General features: G+C 64.6%; 23 protein-coding genes. All 23 read left to right on the top strand.

The genetic code is table 11. From position 1 onward, the window contains the following. Nucleotides 1–11: 11 nt before the first annotated feature. The 23 genes from DHB74_RS02865 (at nt 12) to DHB74_RS02755 (ending at nt 26067) form a co-directional block, all read left to right on the top strand. Nucleotides 12–821: a CoA-transferase subunit beta gene (locus DHB74_RS02865; protein WP_499160737.1), complete on the top strand. Its 810-nt coding sequence runs from the start codon at nt 12–14 to the stop codon at nt 819–821. Beyond that, the gene (locus DHB74_RS02860; protein ID WP_499160736.1) at nt 818–1717 is read left to right on the top strand and encodes an enoyl-CoA hydratase; all 900 of its coding nucleotides are present in this window, start codon (nt 818–820) and stop codon (nt 1715–1717) included. The genes DHB74_RS02865 and DHB74_RS02860 overlap by 4 nt, the downstream gene beginning before the upstream one ends. Beyond that, nucleotides 1714–2841 carry an NAD(P)H-dependent flavin oxidoreductase gene (locus tag DHB74_RS02855; protein ID WP_499161019.1) on the top strand — a complete coding sequence of 376 codons (1128 nt, stop codon included), beginning with the start codon at nt 1714–1716 and terminating at the stop codon, nt 2839–2841. Before DHB74_RS02860 ends, DHB74_RS02855 begins: the two co-directional genes overlap by 4 nt. Further along, complete coding sequence (locus DHB74_RS02850; protein WP_499160735.1) at nt 2838–3590, top strand: enoyl-CoA hydratase family protein; 753 nt, start codon at nt 2838–2840, stop codon at nt 3588–3590. The genes DHB74_RS02855 and DHB74_RS02850 overlap by 4 nt, the downstream gene beginning before the upstream one ends. 9 nt (nt 3591–3599) lie before the next feature. Then, nucleotides 3600–4766, top strand: a complete 1167-nt coding sequence (locus DHB74_RS02845) for an acyl-CoA dehydrogenase family protein (protein WP_499160734.1) — start codon at nt 3600–3602, stop codon at nt 4764–4766. A 10-nt stretch (nt 4767–4776) separates the two neighbouring features. Continuing rightward, complete coding sequence (locus DHB74_RS02840; RefSeq protein WP_499160733.1) at nt 4777–5835, top strand: acyl-CoA dehydrogenase family protein; 1059 nt, start codon at nt 4777–4779, stop codon at nt 5833–5835. Nucleotides 5836–5841: 6 nt separating this feature from the next. Continuing rightward, nucleotides 5842–6993 (top strand): acetyl-CoA C-acetyltransferase, encoded by a 1152-nt coding sequence (locus DHB74_RS02835; protein ID WP_499160732.1) that lies wholly within the window; start codon nt 5842–5844, stop codon nt 6991–6993. A gap of 83 nt (nt 6994–7076) precedes the next feature. Further along, a complete protein-coding gene (locus DHB74_RS02830; RefSeq protein ID WP_499160731.1) occupies nt 7077–8309 on the top strand; it encodes a helix-turn-helix transcriptional regulator in 1233 nt (410 codons plus the stop codon). A 141-nt stretch (nt 8310–8450) separates the two neighbouring features. Next, on the top strand, nt 8451–9335 hold the full coding sequence (locus DHB74_RS02825) for an SDR family oxidoreductase (protein ID WP_499160730.1): 885 nt from the start codon (nt 8451–8453) through the stop codon (nt 9333–9335). 15 nt (nt 9336–9350) lie between these two features. Continuing rightward, a complete protein-coding gene (locus DHB74_RS02820) occupies nt 9351–10532 on the top strand; it encodes an acyl-CoA dehydrogenase family protein (RefSeq protein WP_499160729.1) in 1182 nt (393 codons plus the stop codon). Nucleotides 10533–10542: 10 nt separating this feature from the next. After that, nucleotides 10543–11724, top strand: a complete 1182-nt coding sequence (locus tag DHB74_RS02815; protein ID WP_044498429.1) for an acyl-CoA dehydrogenase family protein — start codon at nt 10543–10545, stop codon at nt 11722–11724. A gap of 2 nt (nt 11725–11726) precedes the next feature. Next, on the top strand, nt 11727–12521 hold the full coding sequence (locus DHB74_RS02810; RefSeq protein WP_082049982.1) for an SDR family oxidoreductase: 795 nt from the start codon (nt 11727–11729) through the stop codon (nt 12519–12521). Nucleotides 12522–12944: 423 nt separating this feature from the next. Then, entirely contained in the window at nt 12945–13415 is a 471-nt protein-coding gene (locus DHB74_RS02805) for a MaoC family dehydratase (protein ID WP_499160728.1), read from the top strand. An 11-nt stretch (nt 13416–13426) separates the two neighbouring features. Further along, on the top strand, nt 13427–14629 hold the full coding sequence (locus tag DHB74_RS02800; RefSeq protein ID WP_499160727.1) for an acetyl-CoA C-acyltransferase: 1203 nt from the start codon (nt 13427–13429) through the stop codon (nt 14627–14629). Nucleotides 14630–14885: 256 nt separating this feature from the next. Next, nucleotides 14886–15854 (top strand): WD40/YVTN/BNR-like repeat-containing protein, encoded by a 969-nt coding sequence (locus DHB74_RS02795; RefSeq protein WP_499160726.1) that lies wholly within the window; start codon nt 14886–14888, stop codon nt 15852–15854. 9 nt (nt 15855–15863) lie between these two features. Then, the gene (locus DHB74_RS02790) at nt 15864–18272 is read left to right on the top strand and encodes an efflux RND transporter permease subunit (RefSeq protein ID WP_499160725.1); all 2409 of its coding nucleotides are present in this window, start codon (nt 15864–15866) and stop codon (nt 18270–18272) included. Then, the gene (locus DHB74_RS02785) at nt 18269–19417 is read left to right on the top strand and encodes a helix-turn-helix transcriptional regulator (RefSeq protein WP_499160724.1); all 1149 of its coding nucleotides are present in this window, start codon (nt 18269–18271) and stop codon (nt 19415–19417) included. Before DHB74_RS02790 ends, DHB74_RS02785 begins: the two co-directional genes overlap by 4 nt. A 200-nt stretch (nt 19418–19617) precedes the next feature. Continuing rightward, nucleotides 19618–20838 carry a helix-turn-helix transcriptional regulator gene (locus DHB74_RS02780; protein ID WP_499160723.1) on the top strand — a complete coding sequence of 407 codons (1221 nt, stop codon included), beginning with the start codon at nt 19618–19620 and terminating at the stop codon, nt 20836–20838. 130 nt (nt 20839–20968) lie between these two features. Beyond that, a complete protein-coding gene (locus tag DHB74_RS02775) occupies nt 20969–22222 on the top strand; it encodes a helix-turn-helix transcriptional regulator (RefSeq protein ID WP_499160722.1) in 1254 nt (417 codons plus the stop codon). A 110-nt stretch (nt 22223–22332) separates the two neighbouring features. After that, nucleotides 22333–23184: an SDR family NAD(P)-dependent oxidoreductase gene (locus tag DHB74_RS02770; protein WP_499160721.1), complete on the top strand. Its 852-nt coding sequence runs from the start codon at nt 22333–22335 to the stop codon at nt 23182–23184. Nucleotides 23185–23373: 189 nt separating this feature from the next. After that, on the top strand, nt 23374–24414 hold the full coding sequence (locus DHB74_RS02765; RefSeq protein WP_499160720.1) for a 3-ketosteroid-9-alpha-monooxygenase, oxygenase component: 1041 nt from the start codon (nt 23374–23376) through the stop codon (nt 24412–24414). 130 nt (nt 24415–24544) lie between these two features. After that, a complete protein-coding gene (locus DHB74_RS02760) occupies nt 24545–25429 on the top strand; it encodes a cache domain-containing protein (RefSeq protein ID WP_499160719.1) in 885 nt (294 codons plus the stop codon). Further along, the gene (locus DHB74_RS02755; RefSeq protein WP_499160718.1) at nt 25426–26067 is read left to right on the top strand and encodes an EthD domain-containing protein; all 642 of its coding nucleotides are present in this window, start codon (nt 25426–25428) and stop codon (nt 26065–26067) included. The genes DHB74_RS02760 and DHB74_RS02755 overlap by 4 nt, the downstream gene beginning before the upstream one ends. Nucleotides 26068–26069: the final 2 nt, after the last annotated feature.

Genomic DNA, 26069 nt, shown 5'->3' with positions numbered 1-26069 from the left:
GGAGTGAGACCATGAGTTCCAATACTTTCAGCCTGGCTGAACTGATGATCGTTGCTGCCTCGGAAGCCTGGCGCGACAACGGTGAATTGCTGGCCTCGGGCCTGGGCATCATTCCCCGGCTGGGCGCCAGCCTGGCCAAGGTCAGCCACAGCCCCGAGCTGCTGATGACCGACAGCGAGGCCTTCCTGGTCGAGGAGCCGATTCCGGTCGGCCCGCGTGGCGACTATGTGCCCAAGTACTCCGGCTACCTGCCCTTCGAGCGGGTATTCGACTGCGTCTGGCACGGCCGCCGCCATGCCATGGTCGGACCGACCCAAGTCGACCGCTGGGCGCAGACCAACCTGTCGGTGATCGGCGACTACGCCAAGCCCAAGGTGGCCATGCTCGGTGTGCGCGGCCTGCCGGGGAACAGCATCAACCACCTCAACTCCTTCTACATCCCCAACCACAGCAAGCGGGTGTTCGTCGAAGGCGAGGTAGACATGGTCTCCGGCGTCGGCTTCAACCCCGAGCGCTGGCAGCCAGGCATGCGTAACGACCTGATGGGTATTGGCCGGGTGATCACCGACCTGTGCGTCATGGACTTCAATGGCCCGGATCACGCGGCGCGGGTACTGTCGCTGCACCCCGGGGTGGACTTTGCGTTAGTGCAGGAGCGTACCGGCTTCCCGCTGCTCAAGGTCGACAACCTGGGCGAGACCCCGCATCCGACCGCCGATCAGCTGGCGAGCATCGCCCGGCTGGATCCGCATAACCTGCGGGCCCGCCAGCTCAAGGGCAATCCGGCCGGTATCCGTACGGCGGAGGAGGTGCGCGGATGAGCGAATTCGTCGAGCGTGAGGACACCGCGGTCTACGAGACCGAGGAACCGGTGTCCTATCGGGTAGCGGACGGCGTGGCGATCGTGACCATGAGCCGCCCGCAGTACAACAACGTACAGAACTCGCAGATGACCTACGCGCTGGACGACTGTTTTCGCCGCGCGATCAACGATGATGAGGTCAAGGTCATCGTGTTGTGTTCGACCGGCAAGCACTTTTCCGCCGGGCACGATATCGGTACGCCCGGGCGGGATGTAACCAAGTCCTTCGAGCACAAGCACCTGTGGTGGGACCACACCAACAAGCCCGGTGGCGAGTTCCTCTATGTGCGCGAGCAGGAGGTCTACCTGAACATGTGTCGGCGCTGGCGCGAGATGCCCAAGCCGACCATCGCCATGGTCCAGGGTGGCTGCATCGCCGGTGGGCTGATGCTGGCCTGGGTCTGCGACCTGATTGTCGCCAGCGACGACGCCTTTTTCCAGGACCCGGTGGTGCGCATGGGCATCCCCGGCGTGGAGTACTTCGCCCACGCCTTCGAGATGCACCCGCGTATCGCCAAGGAGTTTCTGATGCTCGGCGACCGCATGCCGGCGTCCCGTGCCTACGAGCTGGGCATGGTCAACCGGGTGGTGCGGCGTGATGAGCTGGAAAGCACCACCCTGGAGCTGGCCCAGCGCATTGCCAAGCAGCCGCGCATGGGGCTGGCGCTGACCAAGCAGGCGGTCAACCACATCGAGGATCTGCAGGGCAAGCGTACCGGGATGGAGGCGGTGTTCGCCTGGCATCATTTTGCCCACGTGCACAACGAGCAGATTTCCGGCGACAAGCTCGGCGGCTTCGACGGTAAGGCTATGGCCGCTGCCAACAAGGCCCAGGCCGAGCGGGAGCAAGGCTGATGCGGGCCCTGCAAACGCGGCTGACCGACGCGCTGGGTTGCCGGTATCCCATAGTGCAGACGGCCATGGGCTGGGTGTCCGACGCCAACCTGGTGATCGCCACTACCCGCGCGGGGGGCTTCGGTTTCCTCGCCGGCGCCACCATTGCCGCCGACCAGCTGGAAGCGGAGATCCAGAAGGTGATTGCCGCCACCGGTGGCAGCAACTTTGGCCTCAACTTCCACATGTTCCAGGACAATGCTGCCCAGTGCGTCGATCTGGCCATCCAGTATCGGCTGCGGGCGGTGAGCTATGGTCGCGGGCCGGACCAGCACACTATCCGCCGCTTCAAGGAGGCCGGTGTGCTGTGCATCCCCACCGTGGGTGCGCTCAAGCATGCGCTCAAGGCAGTGGAGCTGGGTGCCGACATGATCACCATCCAGGGCGGTGAGGGCGGCGGCCATACCGGCGGCGTGCCCACCACCATCCTGCTGCCCCAGGTCCTGGCGGCGGTGGATGTGCCGGTGATTGCCGCCGGCGGCTTCTCCACCGGTCGCGGGCTGGCGTCGGCGCTGGCCGCCGGTGCCGAGGGCATCGCCATGGGCACCCGGTTCATGATGAGCAGCGACTCACCCACGCCGAAGGCCACGCTGCAACGCTATCTGGCAACCCGGGATACGCAGCAGATCCGCGTCACCCTGGCGGTGGACGGCATGCGCCACCGGATGGTGGAAAATCCCTTCATCAACAAGCTCGAAGCGGCTGGCCCGATCGGCCGGCTGTGGATTGCACTGAACAGTGCGCGCAAGTGGAAAGCCCAGACCGGCATGACCACCGGCCACATGATCCGCACCTTCTTTACCGCCATCAAGGACGACCCGGGCGCCATGTCCCAGGTGGTCATGGCGGCCAACCAGCCGGTGCTGCTGCAGCGGTCGATGGTCGAGGGTTTTCCCGACGAGGGCATCCTGCCCAGCGGCCAGGTGGCAGCGGCCATCGACCAGTTGCAGAGCTGCGAGCAGATCATCCAGGAAATCGCTGACGAGGCTGAGGGCTGTCTGCTGCGCCTGTGCCAACGCCTGCAGCAATCGCCACAAACCCCGGCGGAGCAGACCGCCGACCAACACGAGAGAGCCCAGGCATGAATACTGCGTTCAAGGTGGAAGTAAACGAAGGCATCGCCGAGCTGGTCATCTGCAAGCCGCCGGTCAATGCACTGGACAGCAGCGAATGGCTGGCCCTGGCGGCGCAGATCAATGCGCTGGGTGCCGACGCAGCGGTTCGGGTGCTGATCATCCGCGCCGAAGGGCGCGGTTTCTGCGCGGGGGTCGATATCAAAGAGCTGGACGCCAACCCGGACCTGATCGTCAAGGTCAATGCCGGCAACTACGCCACCTTCAAGGCTATCCACCGTTGCCCGGTGCCGGTGATCGTTGCCGTGCATGGCTTCGTGCTGGGTGGTGGCATCGGCATGACCGGCGCCGCCGATATCGTTGTCGCCTCGCGCTGCGCGACCTTCGCGCTGCCCGAGGTGGACCGGGGTGCGATGGGCGGTGGCGCCCACCTGCAGCGGCTGTTCCCGGTGCAGAAGGTGCGCTACATGTTCTTCACCGGCGAAATCGTCACTGCCCCCGACGCGATGCAGTACAACTTCATCGAGCGGCTGGTCGAGCGCGACGAGTTGGTGGTGACCGCCCGCGACATCGCGGCGAAGATCGCTGCCAAGAGCCCGGCGATGATCCGCATCGCCAAGGAAGCCCTCAACGGTATCGAAGACGGCAACCTGGAAGACAAGTACCGCTGGGAGCAGGGCTTCACGCTGGAAGCCTACACCATGCCGGACTCCGCCGAGACCCGCCGCGCCTTCGTTGAAAAGCGCGACGCCAGCTTCTGAGAACCTGCCATGCAACTGACCTTTACCGCCAAACAACAAGCCTTTCGCGCCGAAGTGCGCGCCTGGCTCAAGGCCAATGTGCCGAACAAGCCGCTGGCCAGCTATGACACCCGCGAGGGCTTCGAGGAACACCGGGCCTGGGAAGGCAAGCTGTATGACAGCCGCCTGTCCATGGTCATGTGGCCGGAACACCTGGGCGGCCGTGGCTGCGACCTGATCGAGTGGCTGATCTTCGAAGAGGAATACTACGCCGCCGGCGCGCCGATGCGGGTCAACCAGAACGGCCAGCTGCTGCTGGGGCCGACCCTCATGGAATTCGGCACCGAGGAGCAGAAGCGCCACTTCCTGCCGCGCATTGCCTCCAGCGAGGACATGTGGGCCCAGGGCTGGTCCGAGCCCAATGCCGGCTCCGACATGGCAGCGATCCGCAGCAAGGCGCTGCGCGATGGCGATGAATTCGTGATCAACGGCCAGAAGACCTGGTCCACCCGGGCGACTTTCGCCGACTGGATCTTCGGTCTGTTCCGCACCGACCCGCAGAGCAGCCGCCACCATGGCCTGAGCTACCTGCTGGTACCGTTGGACAGCCCCGGCGTGACCATCCGCCCGATCAAGGCGCTGAACGGCAAGGACGCCTTTGCCGAGGTGTTCTTCGACGACGTGCGGGTGCCGGTCGGCAACCTGCTGGGTGCCGAAGGCCAGGGCTGGCATGTGGCGATGGCCACCGCCGGGTTCGAGCGCGGCCTGCTGCTGCGTTCGCCGGCGCGCTTCCAGCAGACCGCCCGGCGCCTGGTCGACCTGTACAAGGCCAACCCGCAGGTCGCCGAGCGCGATCCCGGAGTGCGCGATGCGGTCATCGAGAGCTGGATGGGCGCCGAAGCCTACGCCCACGCCGCCTATCATACCGTCGGCCTGGTCGAGAAGGGTGCCAAGATCGGCGCCGAGGCCAGTATCAACAAAGTGATCTGGTCGGAACTCGACCTGAAGATGCACGAAACCGCCATGCGCATCCTCGGCCCCTACGGCGAGCTGACCGGCCAGGCGCCGGAAGCGGTGGACCACGGCAACTGGCTGGAGGGCTTCCTGTTTGCCCAGGCCGGCCCGATCTACGCCGGGACCAACGAAATCCAGCGCAACATCATTGCCGAGCGCATGCTCGGCCTGCCGAAAGCCTGAGGAAGCCGACATGGACTTTACCTTTACCGAAGACCAATTGGCCTTTCGCGAAGCGATCAGCCGCTTCCTGATGACCGAGGCGCCGCCGGAAATGCTGCGCGAGATCTGGGACACCAATGACGGCCGCTCCCCGGAGCTGCGCCGCAAGATGGCCGAGCAGGGCCTGACCGCCCTGTCGGTACCGGAAGAGCAGGGCGGCCTGGGCATGGATGACATTGCCTGGTCGCTGCTGACCCAGGAACTGGGCTACTACGCCATTGCCGGTTCCATGGCCGATACCGCCTACGTGGCCACCGGCCTGCTCAATGCCCTGCCGGCAGACACACCGCGCCGGGACGAGATGCTGTCGCGCATTGCCGAGGGCAACGTTCGCATCGCCGTGGGCCACAGCGTCAACCCGCTGATTGCCGACGTGCACCTGGCCGATGTGGTGCTGCTGGAGCACCAGGGCGAAGTGCACGGCCTGCGCCGTGACGCCATCGGCTACGAACGCAACCCGAGCATCGACAGCTCGCGGCGGCTGAGCCGGGTTAACTTCAACCCCAGCGCCGACAGCCTGGTGCTGGGCGCCGAGCAGGGCCACGGGGTGTGGGCCGAAACCCTCAACCGCGGTGCGCTGGCGGTGGCCGGCCAGAGCCTGGGCCTGGCCCAGCGCATGCTCGACCTGTCGGTGGACTACGTGGTGCAGCGCAAGCAGTTCGGCAAGCCGATCGGCAGCTTCCAGGCGGTCAAGCATCACCTGGCGGATGTGGCGGGCAAGATCGAGTTTGCCAAGCCGGTGCTGTACCGCGCCGCCCATGCGCTGGCGCATGGCGAAGCCAACGCCGACCTGCACGTCTCCCACGCCAAGCTGGCCTGCTGCGAAGCGGCCTGGCTGGCCGGCCGGCATGGCATCCAGGTACACGGCGCCATGGGCTACACCTGGGAGGTCGACCTGCAGATGTTCATGAAACGCGCCTGGGCGCTGGACTCGTCCTGGGGCGACCGTGCCTTCCACAAATCCCGGGTGGCCAATGCCATCCTCGCGCCCGATGCCCCTATCGGCCCGCAATACACCTTCGCGGAGTGATGAACCATGGCCCAAGCCTATATCGTTGATGCCCTGCGCAGCCCGACCGGCCGGCGCAAGGGCAGTCTGGCCGACGTCCACGCCATCGACCTCGGCGCCCATGTGCTCAAGGCGCTGGTCGAGCGCAATGCCATTCCCGCCGACGAGTATGACGACGTCATCTTCGGCTGCGTGGATACCATCGGCTCCCAGGCCGGCGACATCGCCCGCACCAGCTGGCTGGCCGCCGGGCTGCCGCTGACCGTGCCCGGCACCACCGTGGATCGCCAGTGCGGCTCGTCCCAGCAGGCGCTGCACTTTGCCGCCCAGGCGGTGATGAGCGGTACCCAGGATGTGGTCGCCGTGGGCGGTGTGCAGACCATGACCCAGATCCCGATTTCCTCGGCCATGCTGGCCGGCCAGCCGCTGGGCTTTCCCGATCCCTTTTCCGGCAGCAAGGGCTGGCAGGCACGCTTCGGCGACCAGCCGGTCAACCAGTTCTACTCGGCCCAGCGCATTGCCAGTCACTGGAGTATCAGCCGCGCCGACATGGAAGCCTTCGCCCTGGAAAGCCATCGCCGCGCGTTGCAGGCCATTGCCGAAGGGCGCTTCGAGCGGGAGATAGTCGCGCTCAACGGCCTGGCCGTGGACGAGACGCCACGGGAGACCACGCTGGAGAAGATGGCCTCGCTGGAGCCGGTGGACCCGCAGTTTCCGGATATCACCGCAGCGGTGTCCAGCCAGACCTGTGACGCCTCGGCGGCCATGCTGGTGGTCTCGGAGGCGGCGCTGAAGCGCTACAACCTGACCCCGCGGGCACGCATCCATAACCTCACGGTGATGGGCGACGACCCCATCTGGCACCTGACCGCGCCAATCCCGGCGACCCGCAAGGCGCTGCAGCGCGCCGGCATGAGCATGGCCGACATCGACCTGGTGGAGATCAACGAGGCCTTCGCCTCGGTGGTGATGGCCTGGCAGAAGGAACTGGACTACGACCCGGCCAGGACCAACGTCAACGGCGGCGCCATCGCCCTCGGTCACCCACTGGGCGCCACCGGCGCACGGTTGATGACCACACTGCTGCACGAGCTGGAGCGCAGCGGCGGCCGCTATGGCCTGCAGACCATGTGCGAAGGCGGTGGGCAGGCCAACGTGACCATTATCGAGCGGCTGTAGCAGCGCCGCGGCGGCTCGACTGCCCCCAGGCTAGGGGGCAGCTGAGCTGCGCAGGGCGCGTGCAGCATCGCAAGGAGGCTCTGATGTCGGTGAATACTGAAGCAACTCGTTCCTCCCGGTTGTCGCTGGACGAGTATGACCGCATCGTCGGCAAGATCTACTCGGGCGCACTGCATACCGAGCATCTGCATGATGCCCTGGAAGAGCTGCGCGGCCTGTTCGCGGCCAACTTCGTATCGCTCATCCTGCATATCTCCGAGGCGGAGGATGTGGCGCTGATGCTGGTGGCCGGCAGTCATCAGGTGGAAGGCCGGGTAGCGCTGTTCAAGTATTTTCCCGGTGATACACCGTTGGCGCGGCTGCCGGTGGACCGGGTGTTCTGCATCGAAGACCTGATGAGCAGGGCCGAATGGGAAAGCAGTCGCTACTACCGGGAATACGCCCGGCCCAGTGACGCCTACCATGTCATGGGCGCGGATCTGAGCACCCAGTCGGGGATCATCGGTCTGCGCATTTCCCGAGGCCATGGCCAGCCTGCCTTTGCCGAGGAGGACCGGGCGCTGTGCGCGCGGTTGCTGCCGCATCTGCGCAGCAGCCTGGACTTCCATGACCTGCTGGAACGGCGCGAGTCCATGGGCAATCTCTACTCCGAGGCGGTCAATCGCTTATCAATTGCCAGCCTGGTTCTGGACGAGGCGGGCAACGTGCTGCAACTCAATGCGGTGGCGCGGAGCCTGCTGGCCCAGGCCGACGGGCTGAAGCTGGTAGGCTCGCGGCTGGAGGCCAGCTACCCCAGTGATAACCGCGAGCTGTACCGGTTCATCCGCTATGCCGCCGAATCCAGGGACCTGCGTACCGCGCAGGCGGTCTCCGGCGCGATATCCGTGGCTCGGCCATCCGGCCAGGTGAGCCTGGGCGTAGTCATCGAGCCCATCCGCAGCTCCGGCTGGATGGAAGGGCGCGGCCAGCCGGTGGTCATGGTCTATGTGCGTGATGCGGTGGGCGACGTGCAAATGAGCAGCAAGGTGGCCCAGGAGCTGTTCGCCTTCACCCCGGCCGAGACCACCCTGGCGCTGGAGCTGGCCAACGGCCTGTCGCTGGAGGAAACCGCCGAGAAGCTCGGTATCACCCGCAACACCGCCCGCGCGCATCTGCGCTCGATCTTCGCCAAGACCGGCATCAAGCGCCAGGCCGAGCTGGTCAGGGTCATGCTCAACAGCATCGTCTCCCTCGGGCTGGGCGATATCGCCCACCTGGAGCAGCGCCCAACGCCGGTAATCATCCAGCCGGAACAGCGGTTCACGCCGGAGCGCTAGCCCCCCGTTCGCGGTCCGCACCCGTCAACTCGGCCCTTTAGTCTCTATGGACGATGATTGCAAAGGGGCCGCTGGCAACAATCATTCCCCACGCCTGACAGCGCCGCTGGGCGGCGTCGGCACACGAACAGGGGAACAGAGATGGGAATTCTTAACGACAGAGTAGTCATCATCACCGGCGCCGGTGGCGGACTGGGTGCGGCCCATGCACGGGTGTTTGCCAGTGAAGGTGCCTGCGTACTGGTCAACGACATCAACCGTGACGCCGCCCAGAAGGTGGTGGACGAGATCGTTGCGGCGGGTGGTCGGGCAGTGGTCAACACCTCCGATATCACCCACTACGCCGACAGCGAGAATGCGGTCAGGCAGGCCATCGAGACCTACGGCGACCTGCATGTGGTGGTCAACAACGCCGGGGTCAACCGCGACCGCATGTTCGCCTCCATGACCGAGGCCGAATGGGACACCATCATGGCCGTGCATCTCAAGGGCCATTTCTGCATCAGCTCCCACGCCGTGCACTATTGGCGCGACCAGGCCAAGGCCGGCAACAGGGTCGATGCGCGCATCATCAACACCACCTCCGGCGCCGGCCTGCAGGGTTCCATCGGCCAGTCCAACTACGCCGCCGCCAAGGCCGGCATCGCCGCGCTGACCCTCAACCAGGCCGCCGAGCTGCGCCGCTACGGTATCACCGCCAACGCCGTGGCCCCGGCGGCCCGCACCGGTATGACCACCGCGGTCGAATCCATGGCGACCCGCATGGCCAAACCGGACGACGGCAGCTTCGACTACTGGGCCCCGGAAAACGTCAGCTCGCTGCTGGCCTGGCTGGCCAGCGCCGAGGCGGCCCACATCACCGGTCGGGTATTCGAATCCGAAGGCGGCAAGATCTCCATCGCCGATGGCTGGCGTACTACCCAGGGCGTGGACAAGGGCGCCCGCTGGCTGCCCGCCGAAGTGGGCGAGGCCATGCAGGCCCTGCTGGCGGCCGAGATTCCAGCGCAGCCGGTATACGGCGCCTGATTCGGAGGAATCGCCATGGAATTCCGTTTCACCGAAGAGCAGCAGATGATCCGCGACACCGCCCGGGCCTTCCTGGAGGACGTGTCCACCCCGGCCGCGGTGCGCCAGGCCATGGCCACCGAAGCGGGATTTGACCCGGAACTCTGGCAACGCATCTGCCAGGAACTGTGCTTCCAGGCGATCAGCGTGCCGGAGCAGTACGGCGGCATGGGCCTGGGCTATGTCGAACTCTGCGCGGTGCTGGAACAGATGGGCCGGGTACTCCTGTGCTCGCCCTTCTTCAGCACCGTCTGCCTGGGTGTCAGCAGTTTGCTGGTGGCGGGCAACGACGAGCAGAAGCAGCAATACCTGCCAGCCATCGTCGATGGCAGCCTGACCGCGACCCTGGCCTGGACCGGCCCGCAGGCGGCGCACCACGGCGGGCAATGGGACTGCAACGCGGTGACCGCCACCTGGCGGCCCGGCGCCGACGGCTTCGAGCTGGACGGCGAGCTGCGCTACGTCATCGACGGGCATACCGCCGACCTGCTGATCATCGCCGCCCGCCAGCCGGGCACCAGCGGCACCGACGGCATCTCCCTGTTCGCGGTACCGGCCTCCACGCCGGGCATACAGCGCCAGTGGCTGCCCACCATGGATCAGACCCGCCGCCAGGCAGCGCTGCAACTCAGCCGCGTGCAGGTGCCGGGCAGCGCCCTGCTCGGCGAGGCCGGGCAGGGCGGCGCGGCACTGTGCACGCTGATCGACCTGGCCAAGGTGGCACTGGCCGCCGAGCAGATGGGCGCCGCCCAGAAGACCCTGGACATGAGTGTGGCCTACATGCAGGAACGGGTGCAGTTCGGCCGCGCCATTGCCAGCTTCCAGGCGCTCAAGCACAAGGCCGCAGACATGCAGCTCAAATGCGAAGTGGCGCGCTCGGCGGTGTACTACGCCGCCTGCATCGCCCAGGAAGCCATTGATCCCCAGGGCGATAGTCAACTGGCCGCCGAGTTGCCGGAAGCGGCCGCCATGGCCAAGGGGTACTGCTCCGACACCCTGTTCTTCAACGCCGGCAGCGCCCTCCAGTTGCATGGCGGCGTGGGTTTTACCTGGGAATATGACGTGCATCTGTATTTCAAACGGGCCAAGGCCAGCGAACTCTACCTGGGCAACGGCGATGCGCAGCGCGAGCTGATTGCCGGCCTGCTGCTGGATTGAGGAAACCAACATGAAACTGACCTTCAGCGCTGCCGACGAAGCCTTCCGTGAAGAGATCGCCGGCTGGCTACGCGATAACCTCACCGGCGAATTTGCCCAGCTGAAATTCCGCGGCGGCCCCGGCGACGAGCATATGTTCCCCGCCGAGCGTAAACGCTGGGAGCAGCACCTGGCCGCTGGCGGCTGGACCTGTGTCGGCTGGCCAACGGAATACGGCGGCCGCGGCGCTTCCATCGAACAGCAGGTAATCTTTTTCGAGGAATACGCCCGCGCCGGTGGCCCCGGCCGGGTAGGCCACATCGGCGAAGGCCTGGCCGGCCCGACCCTGATCGCCTTCGGCAGCGAAGACCAGAAACAGCGCTACCTGCCGGGCATCCGCGCCGGCACCGAGCTCTGGTGCCAGGGCTACTCCGAGCCGGGCGCCGGTTCCGACCTGGCCAATGTGCGCACCCGCGCCCAGCAGCACGCGGACGGGCAATGGCGCATCAACGGCCAGAAGGTCTGGACCTCCCTGGCCCACGAGTCCGACTGGTGCTTCGTCATCGCCCGTACCGACCCCGACTCCCAGGCCCATCGCGGGCTGGGCTTCTTCCTGGTGTCCATGCACCAGCCGGGCATCACCGTACGACCGATCGAGCAATTGACTGGCACCTCCGAATTCAACGAGGTGTTCTTCGACGACGCCGTCGCCGCGGATATCGTCGGCGAGCCGGGTGACGGCTGGAAGGTCGCCATGGGGCTGCTGGGCTTCGAGCGCGGCGTCTCCACCCTCGGCCAGCAGATGCAGTTCCAGAACGAACTGGACGACATCGTCCGCATCGCCAAGGCCAACGGCGCAGCCAGGGTCCCGGCCCTGCGCCAGCGTATCGCCGAGGCCCACACCGGTCTGCGGCTGATGCGCTACAACGCCATGCGCATGCTCTCCGGCACCGACCAGGGCCAGCCCGACAGCTCCGCCCTGGTCTACAAACTGCACTGGTCCAGCTGGCACCGCCACTTGGGCGCATTGGCCATGGACGTGCTGGGCCCGGAAGCGGACATCATCGACGCCGCGCCCTACGAACTGACCCGGCTGCAGTCGCTGTTCCTGTTCACCCGCTCGGACACCCTCTACGGCGGCACCAACCAGATTCAACGCAACATCATTGCCGAGCGTGGCCTCGGCATGCCCAAGGAAGCCAAAGGCAGATAACCATGAAAGACCTGAAGAATCCTGAATATGTATCCGGCCACGGCCTGCTCAAGGGCAAGTCGGTATTGATCACCGCTGCTGCGGGCGCTGGCATTGGCGGCGCCGCGGCGCTCAAGGCGGTCGAGGAAGGCTGCCGCGGCATCGTCATCAGCGATGTACACGAGGGGCGTCTTGCCGCATCGGTTGAAAAGCTCAAGCAGGACACGGGCCTGGCTGAGGTCTGGGGCAAATTGTGCAACGTGACCGATGAAGCCGAGGTGCGGGCGTTGATCGACTTCGCCGAGGACAAGCTGCAGGGCATCGATGTGTTGATCAACAACGCCGGGCTGGGCACCACCAAGGCGCTGATCGAGATGGAAGACGCCGAGTGGAACAAGGTCATCGACGTGACCCTCAACGGCACCATGCGCATGACCCGTTACATGCTGCAGGTAATGAAGGCGCGTGGGCAGGGCGGCGTCATCGTCAACAACGCCTCGGTGCTGGGTTGGCGCGGCCAGAAGGAACAGGCCCACTACGCCGCCGCCAAGGCCGGCGTGATGGCTCTGACCCGCTGTTCTGCGCTGGAAGCCGCCGAGCTCAACGTGCGCATCAACGCCGTAGCGCCGTCGCTGGCCGTCCACCCCATGCTGCGCAAATCCGCCCCCGAGGCGCTGCTCAAGGAGCTGGAAGGTCGCGAGGCCTACGGGCGGGGGGCTGAGTGTTGGGAAGTGGCCAACGTCATGATGTTTTTGGCCAGTGATTATTCCAGCTACATGACTGGCGAAGTGGTGCCGGTGAGTTCGCAGCAGGCTTGACGCTGGTTGTTTGTCGGTGGTCGGTTGGGTGCTGGGTGTCGTTGTGGTTGCGCACTTGCCTACGGGCTACTGCGGACACGCCGCAAGTACGTCCATGTAGGCTCGCGGTTGTCATCCCTGACAACCGACGGTCCGCAGTAGCCCGTAGGCAAGCACGCGTAACTGACATCGTGCCGGCTGCGAGAAAAACCAAACATCTATCCAGGCTGGGGGGTGGGGTTTTCGTCCAGCCCGCATCACGATCGAAAGGGCGGGTCCGAGGCGCCTACCTCAGACCGTCGGTTGCCAGGGATGGCAACCGCGAGCCTCCATGGATGGATTCACGGCGTGTCTGAGGTAGGCGCCTCGGACCTGCCCCAGCACACGAACCACCAGCACACGAACCACCAGCACAACGACATGAAGAATTCGAGGAGTACACACATGACCACTACGTTCAACAACGCAGCCGCCCTGGAACAAGCCATAGGCCAGAGCCTGGGCGTAACCGAGTGGATCACCATCGACCAGCAGCGCGTCGATACCTTTGCCGAGGCCACCGGTGACCACCAGTGGATTCACGTGGACCCGGAGAAGGCCAAGACCGGCCCGTTCGGCGGCACCATTGCCCACGGTTACCTGACGCTGTCACTGGTCAACTACTTCCTGCCGCAATTGATGAGCGTGGAAAACCTGCAGATGGGCGTCAACTACGGCTGCGATCGGGTGCGCTTCCCGGCGCCGGTCAAGGTGGGGGCGCGGATTCGTGGCGCCGGTGAGATTACCCAGGTCGAGACCCTGGCCAATGGTTCGGTACAAGTCGTGGTGCGGGTGACGGTGGAAGTGGAAGGCAGCGAGCGACCTGGCTGCGTCGTCGACACCATCAGTCGCTACACCTTCAATCAAACAGTTTGAGGAAAATCAGCATGCAAGAAGCAGTCATCGTCGCCACTGCGCGCACCGCACTGACCAAGTCATTTCGCGGCTCCTTCAATGACACCGAGGCCCCAGTCCTGGGCGGGCATGTGGTGCGGGCCGTGGTCGAGCGGGCCGGTATCGATCCGGCGGACGTGGGTGATGTGATCATGGGAGCAGCGGTGCAGCAGGGCACCCAGGGCTACAACATCGGCCGTCTGTGCACCTATACCGGCGGGCTGCCGGATTCGGTACCGGGTATGGCGCTGGATCGCATGTGTGCGTCTGGCCTGATGGCCATCGGCGAGGCGGCCAAGGCTATTATTGCCGGCGAACTGGATGTGGCCATTGGTGGTGGCGTGGAGTCCCTGTCGCTGACCCAGACCAAGCACAAGAATGCCCACCGGGCGCGCTCCGAGGCAGTGATTGAAATCGCGCCGGCGGCGTATATCCCGATGATCGAGACGGCGGAAATCGTTGCCGAGCGTTACGGCATCAGCCGCGCGGCGCAGGACGAGTATGCCCTGCAGAGCCAGCAACGCACTGCGGCGGCGCAGCAGGCGGGGCTGTTCGACGAGGAAATCGTGCCGCTGACGGCCAATAAACTGCTGTTCGACAAGGAAGGCAAGCCGGCCGGGCATGAGCAGGTAACGGCAGACCGCGACGAGTGCAATCGGCCGAGCACCACGTTGGAAGGCCTGCAAGGCCTGGCGCCGGTATGGAAGGACGGGCAGTGGATCAAGCAAGGCCAGCACATCACCGCGGGTAATGCCTCGCAGTTTTCCGATGGTGCTGCCGCCTGCCTGCTGATGAGCCGCGCCGAAGCCGAACGCCGTGGCCTCAAGCCGCTGGGCACGTACCGCGGGATTGCGGTGGCCGGTTGCAAGCCGGAGGAGATGGGGATCGGGCCGGTGTATGCCATTCCCAAGTTGCTGCAGCGCTTCAATCTCAAGGTCGAGGATATCGGCCTGTGGGAAATCAACGAGGCCTTCGCCAGCCAGGTGCTGTACTGCCGTGATCACCTGGGCATCCCGGATGATCGTCTGAATGTGAATGGCGGCGCGATTTCCATCGGCCACCCGTTCGGCATGAGCGGGGCGCGCATGGTTGGCCATGCGCTGCTGGAAGGGCGCCGCCGTGGGGTGCGTTATGTCGTGATCTCGATGTGTATCGGTGGCGGCATGGGCGCCGCTGGGTTGTTCGAGCTGGACTGAGGTCCTGCCGTCTCACCGGAGCCCGCATTCTGCGGGCTCTTGCTTTTCCGGGTGACCTTTTCCTGCAAAGGCGTTGCCTCCGCCTCCCTTGATATCCATCAAGGACATAAGCCGTTTGGACGATGTTGACAGGCCGGCTGCTGGACCACCATCAAATCACTCGCTGTGCTGCCTTTATGTCTCAAGCATGAACAGCTGCAGATTCATAAAAACAACAGGTGCCCTGCCAAGGGATACCCACAGGTTGGATTGAGCCATGAGTAAATTGATCAGCTATTCCTTCTGTCTCGTCGTCATCGCCCTGGTGGCGTACGCCTTCTCTCCGCGGCAGCAGACCGATGGTCAGCAAGTCGAACTCGATCTGGCACGCCTGCAGATCAACGATCTGGCCCGACTGGACGACCGCGTCATCGCGGTGGGCGAGCGCGGCACCATTATCGTCAGCGATGATCTGGGTGATACCTGGCGCGCGACCCATGGCGACGACCAGTTGCCCGTCACCCTGACCGGCATCAGCCCGCTGGGCGGCGACACGCTGCTGGCGGTGGGACATGACGCCGTGCTCATGCGTAGCGATGATGCCGGCGACAGCTGGGATGTATTGATGCAGGATCAGGAGCTGGGCGAACCGCTGCTGGGCGCCTGGAGCGCGGACGGCGAGAATATCTTCGCCTTCGGCAGTTTCGGCAAGTTTTTCAGTTCCAGCGACCATGGCCAGAGCTGGCAGGAGCGCGAGCTGGATATCCATGGCGAGCACCTGAACGACATGGACGGCGACGGCCAGCGCCTGCAGCTGATGGTGGGTGAAATGGGCCTGGTGCTGCGCAGCCAGGACGAAGGCGAGAACTGGGAACGCATCGAACCCTTCTATCGCGGCTCACTGTTCGGCGTGGCCTACCTGGGCGATGCCGTCTGGGTTACCTATGGCATGCGGGGACACGTGTTTGTCAGCCGCGATGATGGCCTGAACTGGAGCCAGGTCGAGCTGCCGCACCGCCTGCCGCTCTACGGCCACGCCGAGGATGATTCGGGGTTGGTGATCGTCGGCACCGGCGGTGCCTACGTCAAGATTTCACGCGATGGCGAACTCAAGGATACCGGCTATCTCAGTGGCCTGGGCACCTTGACGTCCGCCGTGGTATTGCCAGGCGGCGACCTCTTTGTCGCTGGCCAGCGGGGTCTGCTGCAGCAGGACCGTGGTTATCTCGCTGTCATCGGTCAATAAGGGGGAAGTATGGCCAAGCATAGTCGGATGGTAGCGCGTTGGGTGGAGTCCATGGCAGATGGACTGCTCGGTAACCGCAAGCTGTTTCTCACGATTTTCGTGCTGATTACCCTGGGGCTGGGTTACAGCGCCACGCAGATCAAGCTCGACCCGGGCTTCAACAAGCAGATCCCGGTCACCCACCCCTACATGGAAAACTACCTGCATTACAGCGAGACCTTCAGCGGTGCCAACACCATCCTGGTGAGCGTCAACTGGAAGGGCGAAGGGGATATCTACAACGCCGAATTCCTCGATGTGCTGCGGCAGGTCACCGATGAGGTGTTCTTCATTCCCGGTGTGCGCCGGGCCAGCGTGCGCTCGCTGTTCACCCCCGATGTGCGCTATGTGGAGATTTCCGAGGACGGCTTCGTGGGCGATGTGGTGATCCCGCCGCATTTCTCCGGCACCCCCGAGGATCTGGAGCAGGTACGCAGCAATACCGCGCGCTCCGGCGAGATCGGCCGGCTGGTGGCCAATGACCTGAGCGCGGCCATCGTCAATGCCGAGCTGCAGGAATTCAATCCCGAGACCGGTGAGCAGATCTCCTATACCGAGATCGCCGCCCAGCTGGAAGAGATCCGTACCCGTTTCGAGAATGACAATATCCAGATCAATATCGTCGGCTTCTCCAAGCTGACCGGTGAGGTGATCGACGGCCTGCTGATGGTGATCGGTTTCTTCGCTATCGCCTTCATCATTACCGCGCTGATGTTGTGGGTGTATACCCGCTCCCTGGTGCAGACCATAGTCGCGCTCTGCGTGGCGCTGGTGCCGGTGGTCTGGCTGCTGGGTGTGCTGCCGCTGATCGGCATGGGCATCGACCCGCTGTCGATCCTGGTGCCTTTCCTGGTGTTCTCGATCGGCGTATCCCACGCGGTGCAGATGACCAACGCCTGGAAGCAGGACATCATCGGCGGGCACAACTCCCTGGAAGCCGCGCGGGTGTCGTTCTGCAAGATCTTCATCCCGGGCGCACTGGCGTTGCTGATGAACGCCCTGGGTTTCGGCGTGATCATGCTGATCGACATCCCGATCGTGCATGAATTGGGCCTGACGGCCTGTATCGGCGGTCTGCTGATGATTGTCACCAACAAGATGATGCTGCCGATCATCCTGTCCTACCTGCGCCTGGACCGGCGCGCCTACGCGCAGCGCGCGCTGAACGCTGATGGCAAGCATGCGCTGTGGTGGAGCCTGTCGGTACTGGCAACGCCCAAGGCGGCGCTGGGGGTCTTTGTCATCAGCCTGGTACTGCTGGTGGCCGGGGCCTGGAAGAGCCGTGACCTGATCGTCGGTGACGTGGGCGTGGGCGCGCCGGAGCTGCGGGAGGATTCACGCTACAACCAGGACAATGCGCAGATTTCCAGCAAATACTCCATCGGGCTGGACGTGCTGTCCATCTACCTGGAAACCGATATCGAGGAAGCCTGTCTGGATGCCGGCGTCATGCGTGCGGTAGAGGAGCTGGACTTCCACGCCCGCAGCATCGACGGGGTCAGCTCGGTGCACAGCGTGGCGGGCATGGGCAAGGTGTCCATCGCCGGGAATAACGAGGGTAACCCGCGCTGGGCGGCCATTCCCGGCTCGTCCCGCGGCCTGATGCCCGGTTCGCGCGCCTATTCCAGCTCCCACGGGCTGGTGGTCGACGGTTGCCAGACCATGCAGGTGCTGCTGTTCCTGACCGACCATGAAGGCGACACCATCGCCCGGGTAACCGAGCAGGTGGAGCAGATTATCGCCAAGATCGACGAGCCCAAGGTGGAATTCAAGATGGCTGGCGGCAATATCGGCGTGATGGCTGCCTCCAACGAGGCAGTGCAGAAGGCCGAGATCCAGATGCATGGTTCACTGCTGCTGGCGGTGGCGCTGTTCTGCTGGCTGACCTTCCGCTCCGTGCGCGCGGTGCTCTGCCTGCTGATTCCGCTGGCCATCGTTGCGACCCTGTGCAACGCGGTGATGGCGGTCTTCGGCATCGGTCTCAAGGTCGCTACCCTGCCGGTCATGGCACTCGGCGTAGGGGTAGGGGTCGACTACGGTATCTACCTGTACGAGCGCATGCAGCATGAGCTGGCCATGGGCAAGGACGTGCGCACCGCCTTCTACGAAGCCATGTGCCAGCGGGGCACGGCGGCGCTGTTCACCGCCGTGACCATGTCGGTGGGTGTGGGCACCTGGGTATTCGCGCCGCTGAAGTTCCAGGCTGACATGGGTGTGCTGCTGGCCTTCATGTTCCTGGTCAACGTGTTCGGCGCCATCTTCCTGCTGCCCGGGCTGGCGGCCTGGTTCAACCGCAGCAAGCCGCTGGTGACGGTCCAGGCGGCATCGGCAACCACTGGCTATGCGGCCGCGCCGGGCGGGCCATTGACCACCCCATGAATGCCGATCAGCGATCGCTGCCGCTGGAGAGCTCGTCCTTCGACCTGTTGCTGGGCGAGCTCTACGACGCGGCCATGGATGATCACAGCTGGAGCCGCTATCTGACGCGGCTGCAGCTGTTGTTCCGCGCCAACTATGTGACCCTGATCCTGCGTATCCCGCAGGATTCGGATAAGGGGTTGATGCTGGTGATCGGCGACATTGAAGGGCAGGGCAGCATCTCCTATATCACCTACCCGTTATCGGAGACGCCCTTCGTCAACTGCCCGGTCAACCAGGTGTTCACGGTCACCGACCTGATGAGCATGGACAGCTGGCGCAGCTCGGATTACTACCAGCGCTACTGTCGGAAGCAGAACGTCTTCGACGTCATGGGCGTGGATATTGCCCCGCCCAGTGGCGGGGTGTTTCGCTTCCGGGTGACCCGGGCACCGGACCAGCAGCCCTTTTCCGCAGCGGACCGGGCCCTGTGCAGCACGCTGATTCCACATATGAGCCGGGCGCTGCACATCCACAGCCTGCTCGGCCATCGCCACTCCCTGAGTGCGCTCTATGCTCAGGCGATGGGCCGGTTGGCGGTCGCCACGCTGATCCTGGACAGCAGTGGCCAACTGCTGGAGTCCAACCAGGTGGCGCGGGACATGCTGGCCGCCGGCGACGGGCTCAAACTGGTCGGCGGGCGGCTGGAGGCCAGCTACCCCGGCGACAACAAGCGGTTGTACAAATCGATCCGGGCGGCCAGCGCCTCCACCGAGGGCCGCGTGGCCTTGGCTGAGGCGTTGTCCATTGCCCGGCCATCGGGGCAGGTCAGCCTGGGCATCGTCGTCGAGCCGGTGCCCCAACAGAACTGGGATGAGGGCGAGAGCAGGCCGGCGGTGGTGATCTACTGCCGCGATGCGGTGGGCCAGTCGCTGCTCAGCACCTCCGTCACCCGCCAGGTCTTCGGTCTCACCCCCTCGGAAACAGCCTTGGCGATGGAGCTGGCCAATGGTCTGTCGCTGGAGGAGGCGGCCGCCTCGCTGGGCATCCGGCGCAACACGGCCAGGGCCCATCTACGGGCGATCTTTTCCAAGACCGGCGTACGCCGACAGACCGAGCTGGTCCGCCTGGTGCTCAACAGTGTGGTGACCCTGGGGCAGCCATGATCAGCCAAAAAGATGGATTCAGATCAGTAGTACCGATGGAGGCACGGGGGGCTGGCCTAATCTGCTCGAACTGAGCAATATAGGCGCCAGCCTGAAGTGCCAAATAACGATAAGAGACCGGCTTCTGCGGAAGCGACAAACGGCATGAGGTTGCAGCGATGACAACAATAAACACAACACATACACCACGTACCACAACAATGCAGTTACCGCCCAGCGTGTCCCTGTCCCTGGATGATTACGACCGGATCATCGGGCACATCCATGATGGCGGCCTGGAGACCGAGCAGCTGTCCGTAGCCCTGGAAGAGCTGCGCAATCTGTTCGGCGCCAACTACGTCACTCTCATCCTGCGTATTCCCGGGGTCGAGGATGTGGGTCTGATGCTGGTGGCGGGCAACCTGGAAGGCAGCGGCGAGGTCACCTATTTCCGCTACCTGCACGGCGAGACGCCCTTTGCCAATATGCCGGCCGATCGGGTATTCACCGTGGCCGATGTCATGAGCCCCGCCGAGTGGGAAAGCAGCGCCTACTACCGCGAATACAGCAAGACCAATGATGTCTATCACGTCATGGGCGCGGATATCTCCACCGCCGATGCCGGCGTTCTGCGTTTCCGCATCACCCGCAGCCACCAGCAGCCGGCCTTCTCCGAGCAGGACAAGGCGCTGTGCACGCGGCTGTTGCCGCACCTGCGGCGCAGCCTGCAGGTGCACAACCTGCTCGGGCGAAGCGAGTCGCTGGGCAGTCTCTATGCCGAGGCGATCAATCGCCTGTCGGTCGCCACCCTGGTGCTCGACGAGGCGGGGAGCGTGCTGCAGCTCAACGACGTGGCCCGGGCTCTGCTCAAGCAAGCCGACGGCCTGAAGCTGGTTGGCTCGCGACTGGAAGCCAGCTACCCCAGTGACAACCGCGAACTGCACAAGCTGATCCGCGACGTACTCGAATCCAAGGATGCACCGCAGCCCCGGGAGATGCGCGAAGCCCTGTCCATTGCCCGGCCTTCCGGCGAGGTCAGCCTGGGGCTGGTGGTGGAACCCATCCCTGGCGCCCAATGGGCCGAAGGCCGCGGCCAACCTGCGGTGATGGTGTATATCCGCGATGCAGTGGGTAAATCCCAGGTGGATAACCGGATCGCCCGCGAGCTGTTCAACTTCACCCCGGCAGAAACCCTGCTGGCGCTGCAGCTGGCCAACGGGCTGTCGCTGGAGGAAGCAGCCGAAGAGCTGGGTATCATGCGCAATACCGCACGGGCTCATCTGCGGGCGATCTTCTCCAAGACCGGTGTGCGCCGCCAGGCCGAACTGGTCCGAGTGATGCTCAACAGCGTCGGCTCGCTGGGCCGGGGCCAGGTCAGCCCACTGGGCAATCGCGGCGCAATCATCCCGCAACCGGAGCTGCGTTCCCTGCGTAGCCGCTGAATAGGGTCTGAAGGTCGACCCCGGACGGTCGACCTGGAAAGCACGGAGGCTTGTCAGGCTGACCCCAAGGTCAACCGCTAATAACGATAAAAAGCCGGCTTAGCCAAGCCAAAGGCAGAGGTACTACAGCATGACAACAACAATGACCACGGCAGTAACTGCACTCCCGATCAGCCACCCGTCCCTGTCGCTGGATGACTACGACCGTATCGTCGGTCTGATTCATGATGGCGCATTGGAGACCGAGCAACTGTCCCTGGCACTGGACGAGCTGCGCGTGTTGTTCCAGGCCAACTATGTCAGCCTGATCCTGCGCGCGCCCTGCGCCGACAGCATGGGCATCACCCTGATCTCCGGCCAGCCGGAGTGGGCCGGCAAGCTGGCCTATTTCAACGATTACCGCTGGGATGAGCCCTTGGGCCGCATGCCGGCCGACCAGGTCTACAGCATGGACCAGTTGATGAGCCGCGAGGAGTGGGAGAACAGCACCTACTACCGCGACTACAGCCAGCCCAATGACGTCTACCACATCATGGGCGCCAATATCGCCACCGCTGATGCCGGTGTGCTGGGCTTTCGGCTGACCCGCAACCAGCGCCAACCGGCGTTCGGTGAACAGGACCGGGCCCTGTGCCTACGGCTGTTGCCGCACCTGCGTCGTAGTCTGCAGGTGCACAACCTGCTGGGGCGCAGCGAGTCGCTGGGCAACCTGTACGCCGCGGCGGTCAACCGGCTGTCGGTGGCTACCCTGGTGCTGGATGCCTCGGGCGGCGTGTTGCAGCTCAACGATGTGGCCCGGGAGCTGCTGGGTCAGGCCGATGGCCTCAAGCTGGTCGGCTCGCGGCTGGAAGCCAGCTACCCCAGTGACAACCGGGAGCTGCACAAACTGATCCGCGATGCGGTGGAGTCCAAGGACACGCCGCAACCCCGGGACGCCCGGGAGGCGCTTTCGGTCGCCCGGCCCTCCGGCGAAGTCAGCCTGGGTGTGGTGGTCGAGCCCATTGCCGGCGCCGAGTGGGCCGAAGGCCGCGGTCAGCCGGCGGTGATGGTGTACATCCGGGATGCGGTGGGCAAATCCCAGGTGGACAACCGGGTTGCCCGGGAGCTGTTCAACTTCACGCCGGCGGAGACCGCCCTGTCGCTGCAGCTGGCCAACGGGCTGTCGCTGGAGGAGGCGGCCGAAGAGCTGGGCATCATGCGCAATACCGCGCGCGCCCATCTGCGTGCGATCTTCTCCAAGACCGGCGTGCGCCGCCAGGCCGAGCTGGTGCGGGTCATGCTCAACAGCGTCGGCTCGCTGGGGCGCGGCGGCGACATCACCCCGCTGCACAAGCCGATCCATGTGATCAGGCGCTCGCAGCTGTGCGCGGTACCGGCCAGCTGAACGACGAGCGGCTCACCTGCTGGCGGTTCCTAGTCTGCGCAGACGATGAGCGCTGCGCAGCACCCTTCGATACTGCTCCCAGCATAGCCTCAGGCATTCAGGAGCAGAATATGAACAAGGTGGTATTGGTGACCGGCGCCAGTCGTGGCATCGGTCGGGAAACCGCGCTGGCTTTTGCCCGGGCCGGCTTCGATGTGGCGATCAGCGCCCGGACGCTGGAAGAGGGGCAGCAGCATGAGCATGCGCTGACCGGAGCGGACGGCAAGCCACTGCCGGGCAGTCTGGCCGCGGTCGCCGCCGAGATCCGCGCATTGGGTCGCCAGGCCTGGTGCATCCCGATGAACCTGCTGGACGCTGCCTCGGTGCAGGCTGCCGCCGAGCAGTTGCTGCGGGAGGCGGGACGCATCGACGTGCTGGTCAACAACGCGGTGTATCAGGGCAACGACCTGAACGCCACCTTCCTCGCCCTGACCCCCGACACGCTGGAGCGCATGCACCGGGGTTATGTGCTGGCGCCGGTACTGCTGACCCAGCGTCTGTTGCCGACCATGCTGGAGCAGGGTGCTGGGGTGGTGATCAACATCACCTCGGGGGCCGGCGAGAGCAATCCGCCAGTGGCTGCCGACAAGGGTGGTTGGGGCTATGCCTATGGCGCCGGCAAGGCGGCGGTCTCGCGGCTGTCCGGCGTGCTCAGGGCAGAAATGGGCGGGCAGGGGCTGCGCGCCTACACCGTCAACCCCGGGGTGGTCACCACGGACGCACTGAAAGCCACTATTGGCGAGGCCGGGGTGCGGGCGCTGGGTGCCGGCTCGGCGCCGCCGCCGGTTCCGGCTGCCGTGATCTGCTGGTTGGCACTGCATGACGAGCAGGGGCTGCACCAGAAACGCACCGTACATGCCCAGCCCTTTGCCCTGGAGCACGGCATAGTGCCGGCCTGGAATTCTCCCGACCAAGCCGTCTGACGTCACCCGCTGGCGCCCTAGTCCAAGTGAGGGATGTAGCGGGCGCCATGCTGGCGCGAAGATACCGCACATCGGATGTGGTTTTCCGACAGGTTCATGCCGCCGCATCGGGCGGTGCTGCATGGTGGGCTGAACCGAGCCGTGCCGAAAAACTATAACAACGCTCAACGCTCAGTGAGGATCAGGATTATGAATCAGATGATCGAAATCAAACCCGTGGCGGAAACGGCCGAATACCGTTACGCCCGTGGTTGGCATTGTATTGGCGAAGCAGCCAGCTTCCGTGATGGCAAGCTGCACACCCTGAATATCTTCGGCACGCGCCTGCTGGCCTTCGTCGGCAAGGACGACCAGATCGCCGTGCTGGACTCCTATTGCCCGCATATGGGCGCGGACCTGTCCCAGGGCCAACTGGTGGATGGCAAGGTGATCTGCCCGTTCCACCATTGGCAATTTGATGCCAGCGGCCGCTGTACCGACATTCCCTACTGCAAGCGCATTCCGCCCAAGGCCAAGACTCGCAAGTGGCTGACCTGCGAGGTCAACCGGCTGCTGTTCGTCTGGCACAACCCCGAAGGCCTGCCGCCGGCAGAGGGCGTCGAGATTCCCTACTTCCCGGAAATCGACAGCCCCGAGTGGGACAACGACTGGCACATGGACCTGATGCTTATCGACACCCACCCGCGGGAACTGGTGGACAACCTGGTCGATGCCCAGCATTTCGGTCCGGTACACGATGCGCCGACCAAGTATTTCCGCAATACCTTCCAGGGGCACATCGGTACCCAGCTGTTCCACGGGGATTCCGAACGCCTGGGCGGTGACCTGGTGGCGGACTCGGCCTACTACGGCCCGGCGACCCACTTCACCCGGATGACCGCGGAATACGACGGCATGAAGGTGGAGTCGATCCTGCTCAACTGCCACGTGCCGACCAAACCGAACCAGTTCGAGCTGCGTTTCGGCGTACTGGTCAAGAAGATTCCCGGCTGGACCGATGAACAGAACCAGGCGCTGGCGCTGGAGTACGTGCAGCAGAACCGCAACTCCTTCTACCAGGACGTGGATATCTGGAGCACCAAGCGGCCGGTGGACTTCCCGGTACTGGCAGAAGGGGACGGTCCCATCTACCAGCTGCGTGAATGGTACGCACAGTTCTACACCGACGAGGCCGAAATCCCGGCGGAGATGAACGAGCTGCGCGAGTTCATTACCGTCGACAATCGCTGAGCCAGACTGGCAGTGAACAGGGCCGCCCCATGGGGCGGCCTTTTTCGTTGCTGCCGTCCGAACGGACGATGTTGCCGCCAGGGCCATATCCTACCGTCAGGGCTACCCTGTGACGGATCGGGAGTTGCTGATGACACCAATGAAGAAATGGCTGGCGGCCGGCATGCTGCTGTCGGCGCTGTTCTGTGGCGTACTGGTCGCCGCTACCACGACCAAGAGTGATGAGGAGCGCGCCCGGGCGTTGCTGGAGCGGGCGGTGGCCCATTACCAGGAAGAGGGCGAACGGGCTTTTGCCGCCTTCAGCCGGACCGGGCCCTTCTCCGAGGATGACCTGTACGTCTTTGTAGTCGACCGTAAAGGCACCATGCTGGCCAGCGGCGGCCCGTCGCGCAAGCTGATCGGGCGGGACATATCGCCCCTGCTGGATGACCAGTTGCAACTGGGGTTCGAGGCGGTGCTGGCGCAGCCGGTCACCGGCCAGATCCAGCAAGGCGAGTATCGCTGGATCAATTGGCGGCAGGGCCGGGTCGAGCGCAAGAAGGCCTTCTACCAGATACTCGATGAACACATCCTTGCCGTCGGCTACTACATTCCTCGCTCCGATCCCGCCGATGCGCAGAACATGCTGGAACGGGTTGCGGCCGCGCTGACCGACGATGCGGAACAGACCATCCGCCAGATCAACCAGCTGGATGCCCAGTTCTACCAGGATGACACCTATCCGGTGATCATCGACGGCGAGACCGAGCGTTTCGTTGGCCATGGCTACAACCGTGGCCTGGTCGGCAGCCGCTTCGATAATGTCGACGACCATGCCGGCGAGCCCCTGGGGGCGCCGCTGCTGGAATACATGCAGGGCCGTGACACTGGCCAGTTCAGTTACCAGTGGCGCAACCCGGCGACCCAGAAGGTCGAGCCCAAGACGGCGCTGATCCAGCGGGTGGGCCGCTACCTGGTACTGGTTGGCTGGTACGGCGAGATGCCGGACAACCCGATGGCGAAGGAAAAGGAATGAAAGCCGTTTCCCTGGTTTCACGGCGCGCCGACCTGGACCGCGCCGGGTTTCGGGATTACTACGAAACCACCCACTGCCCGCTGGCCATGCAGTATTTCCCGTTCCTGGGCTATACGCGCAACCATCTGCTCGATCATCCGGAGCTGGATTTCGATTGCATCAGTGAATTCGAAGCCCCGGCCTGGCTGGATGACGTGGATGTGATGGGCTCCCGCTCCCGGCAGTTGGTCATGGACGATGAACTGAAATTCATGGACCCGGCGCGGATCCGCGTCGCCGGGGTGCGCCGACATGTATTGATCACCCCAGCCCGGGAAGCTGCAGCGGGGCGGCTCGACAGCCGGGTCCTGCTGCTGGAACGGCAGGGGGACAGCATGCTGGCCGAGGCGCGGCAGTTGGCCGAGCAACTGGCGAGTGCCCGCCCGGATCTGCACGGCATGCACCTGGACCTGCTGGACAATGACCCGCGCTGCCCGCTGCCTTGTAACGCGCTGTTATGGATCGACTGGCTTGATCGCAGCGAGCCGCTACCCGCCGCGCTGACGCAATTGCCCGGGCTGCAGAGGATGGTGCAGGTCGAGCGATGTGATACCCCACTGGCGACCCTGCAGGAAAGGTTCGTCGCCTTTCAGCCGTGACC

This window comes from Pseudomonas sp. G11-1, from assembly GCF_024031555.1.
GTDB lineage: Bacteria > Pseudomonadota > Gammaproteobacteria > Pseudomonadales > Pseudomonadaceae > Halopseudomonas > Halopseudomonas bauzanensis.
Note: the sequence above shows the minus strand (reverse complement) of the source record. Positions and strands in the feature narration are given on the sequence as shown.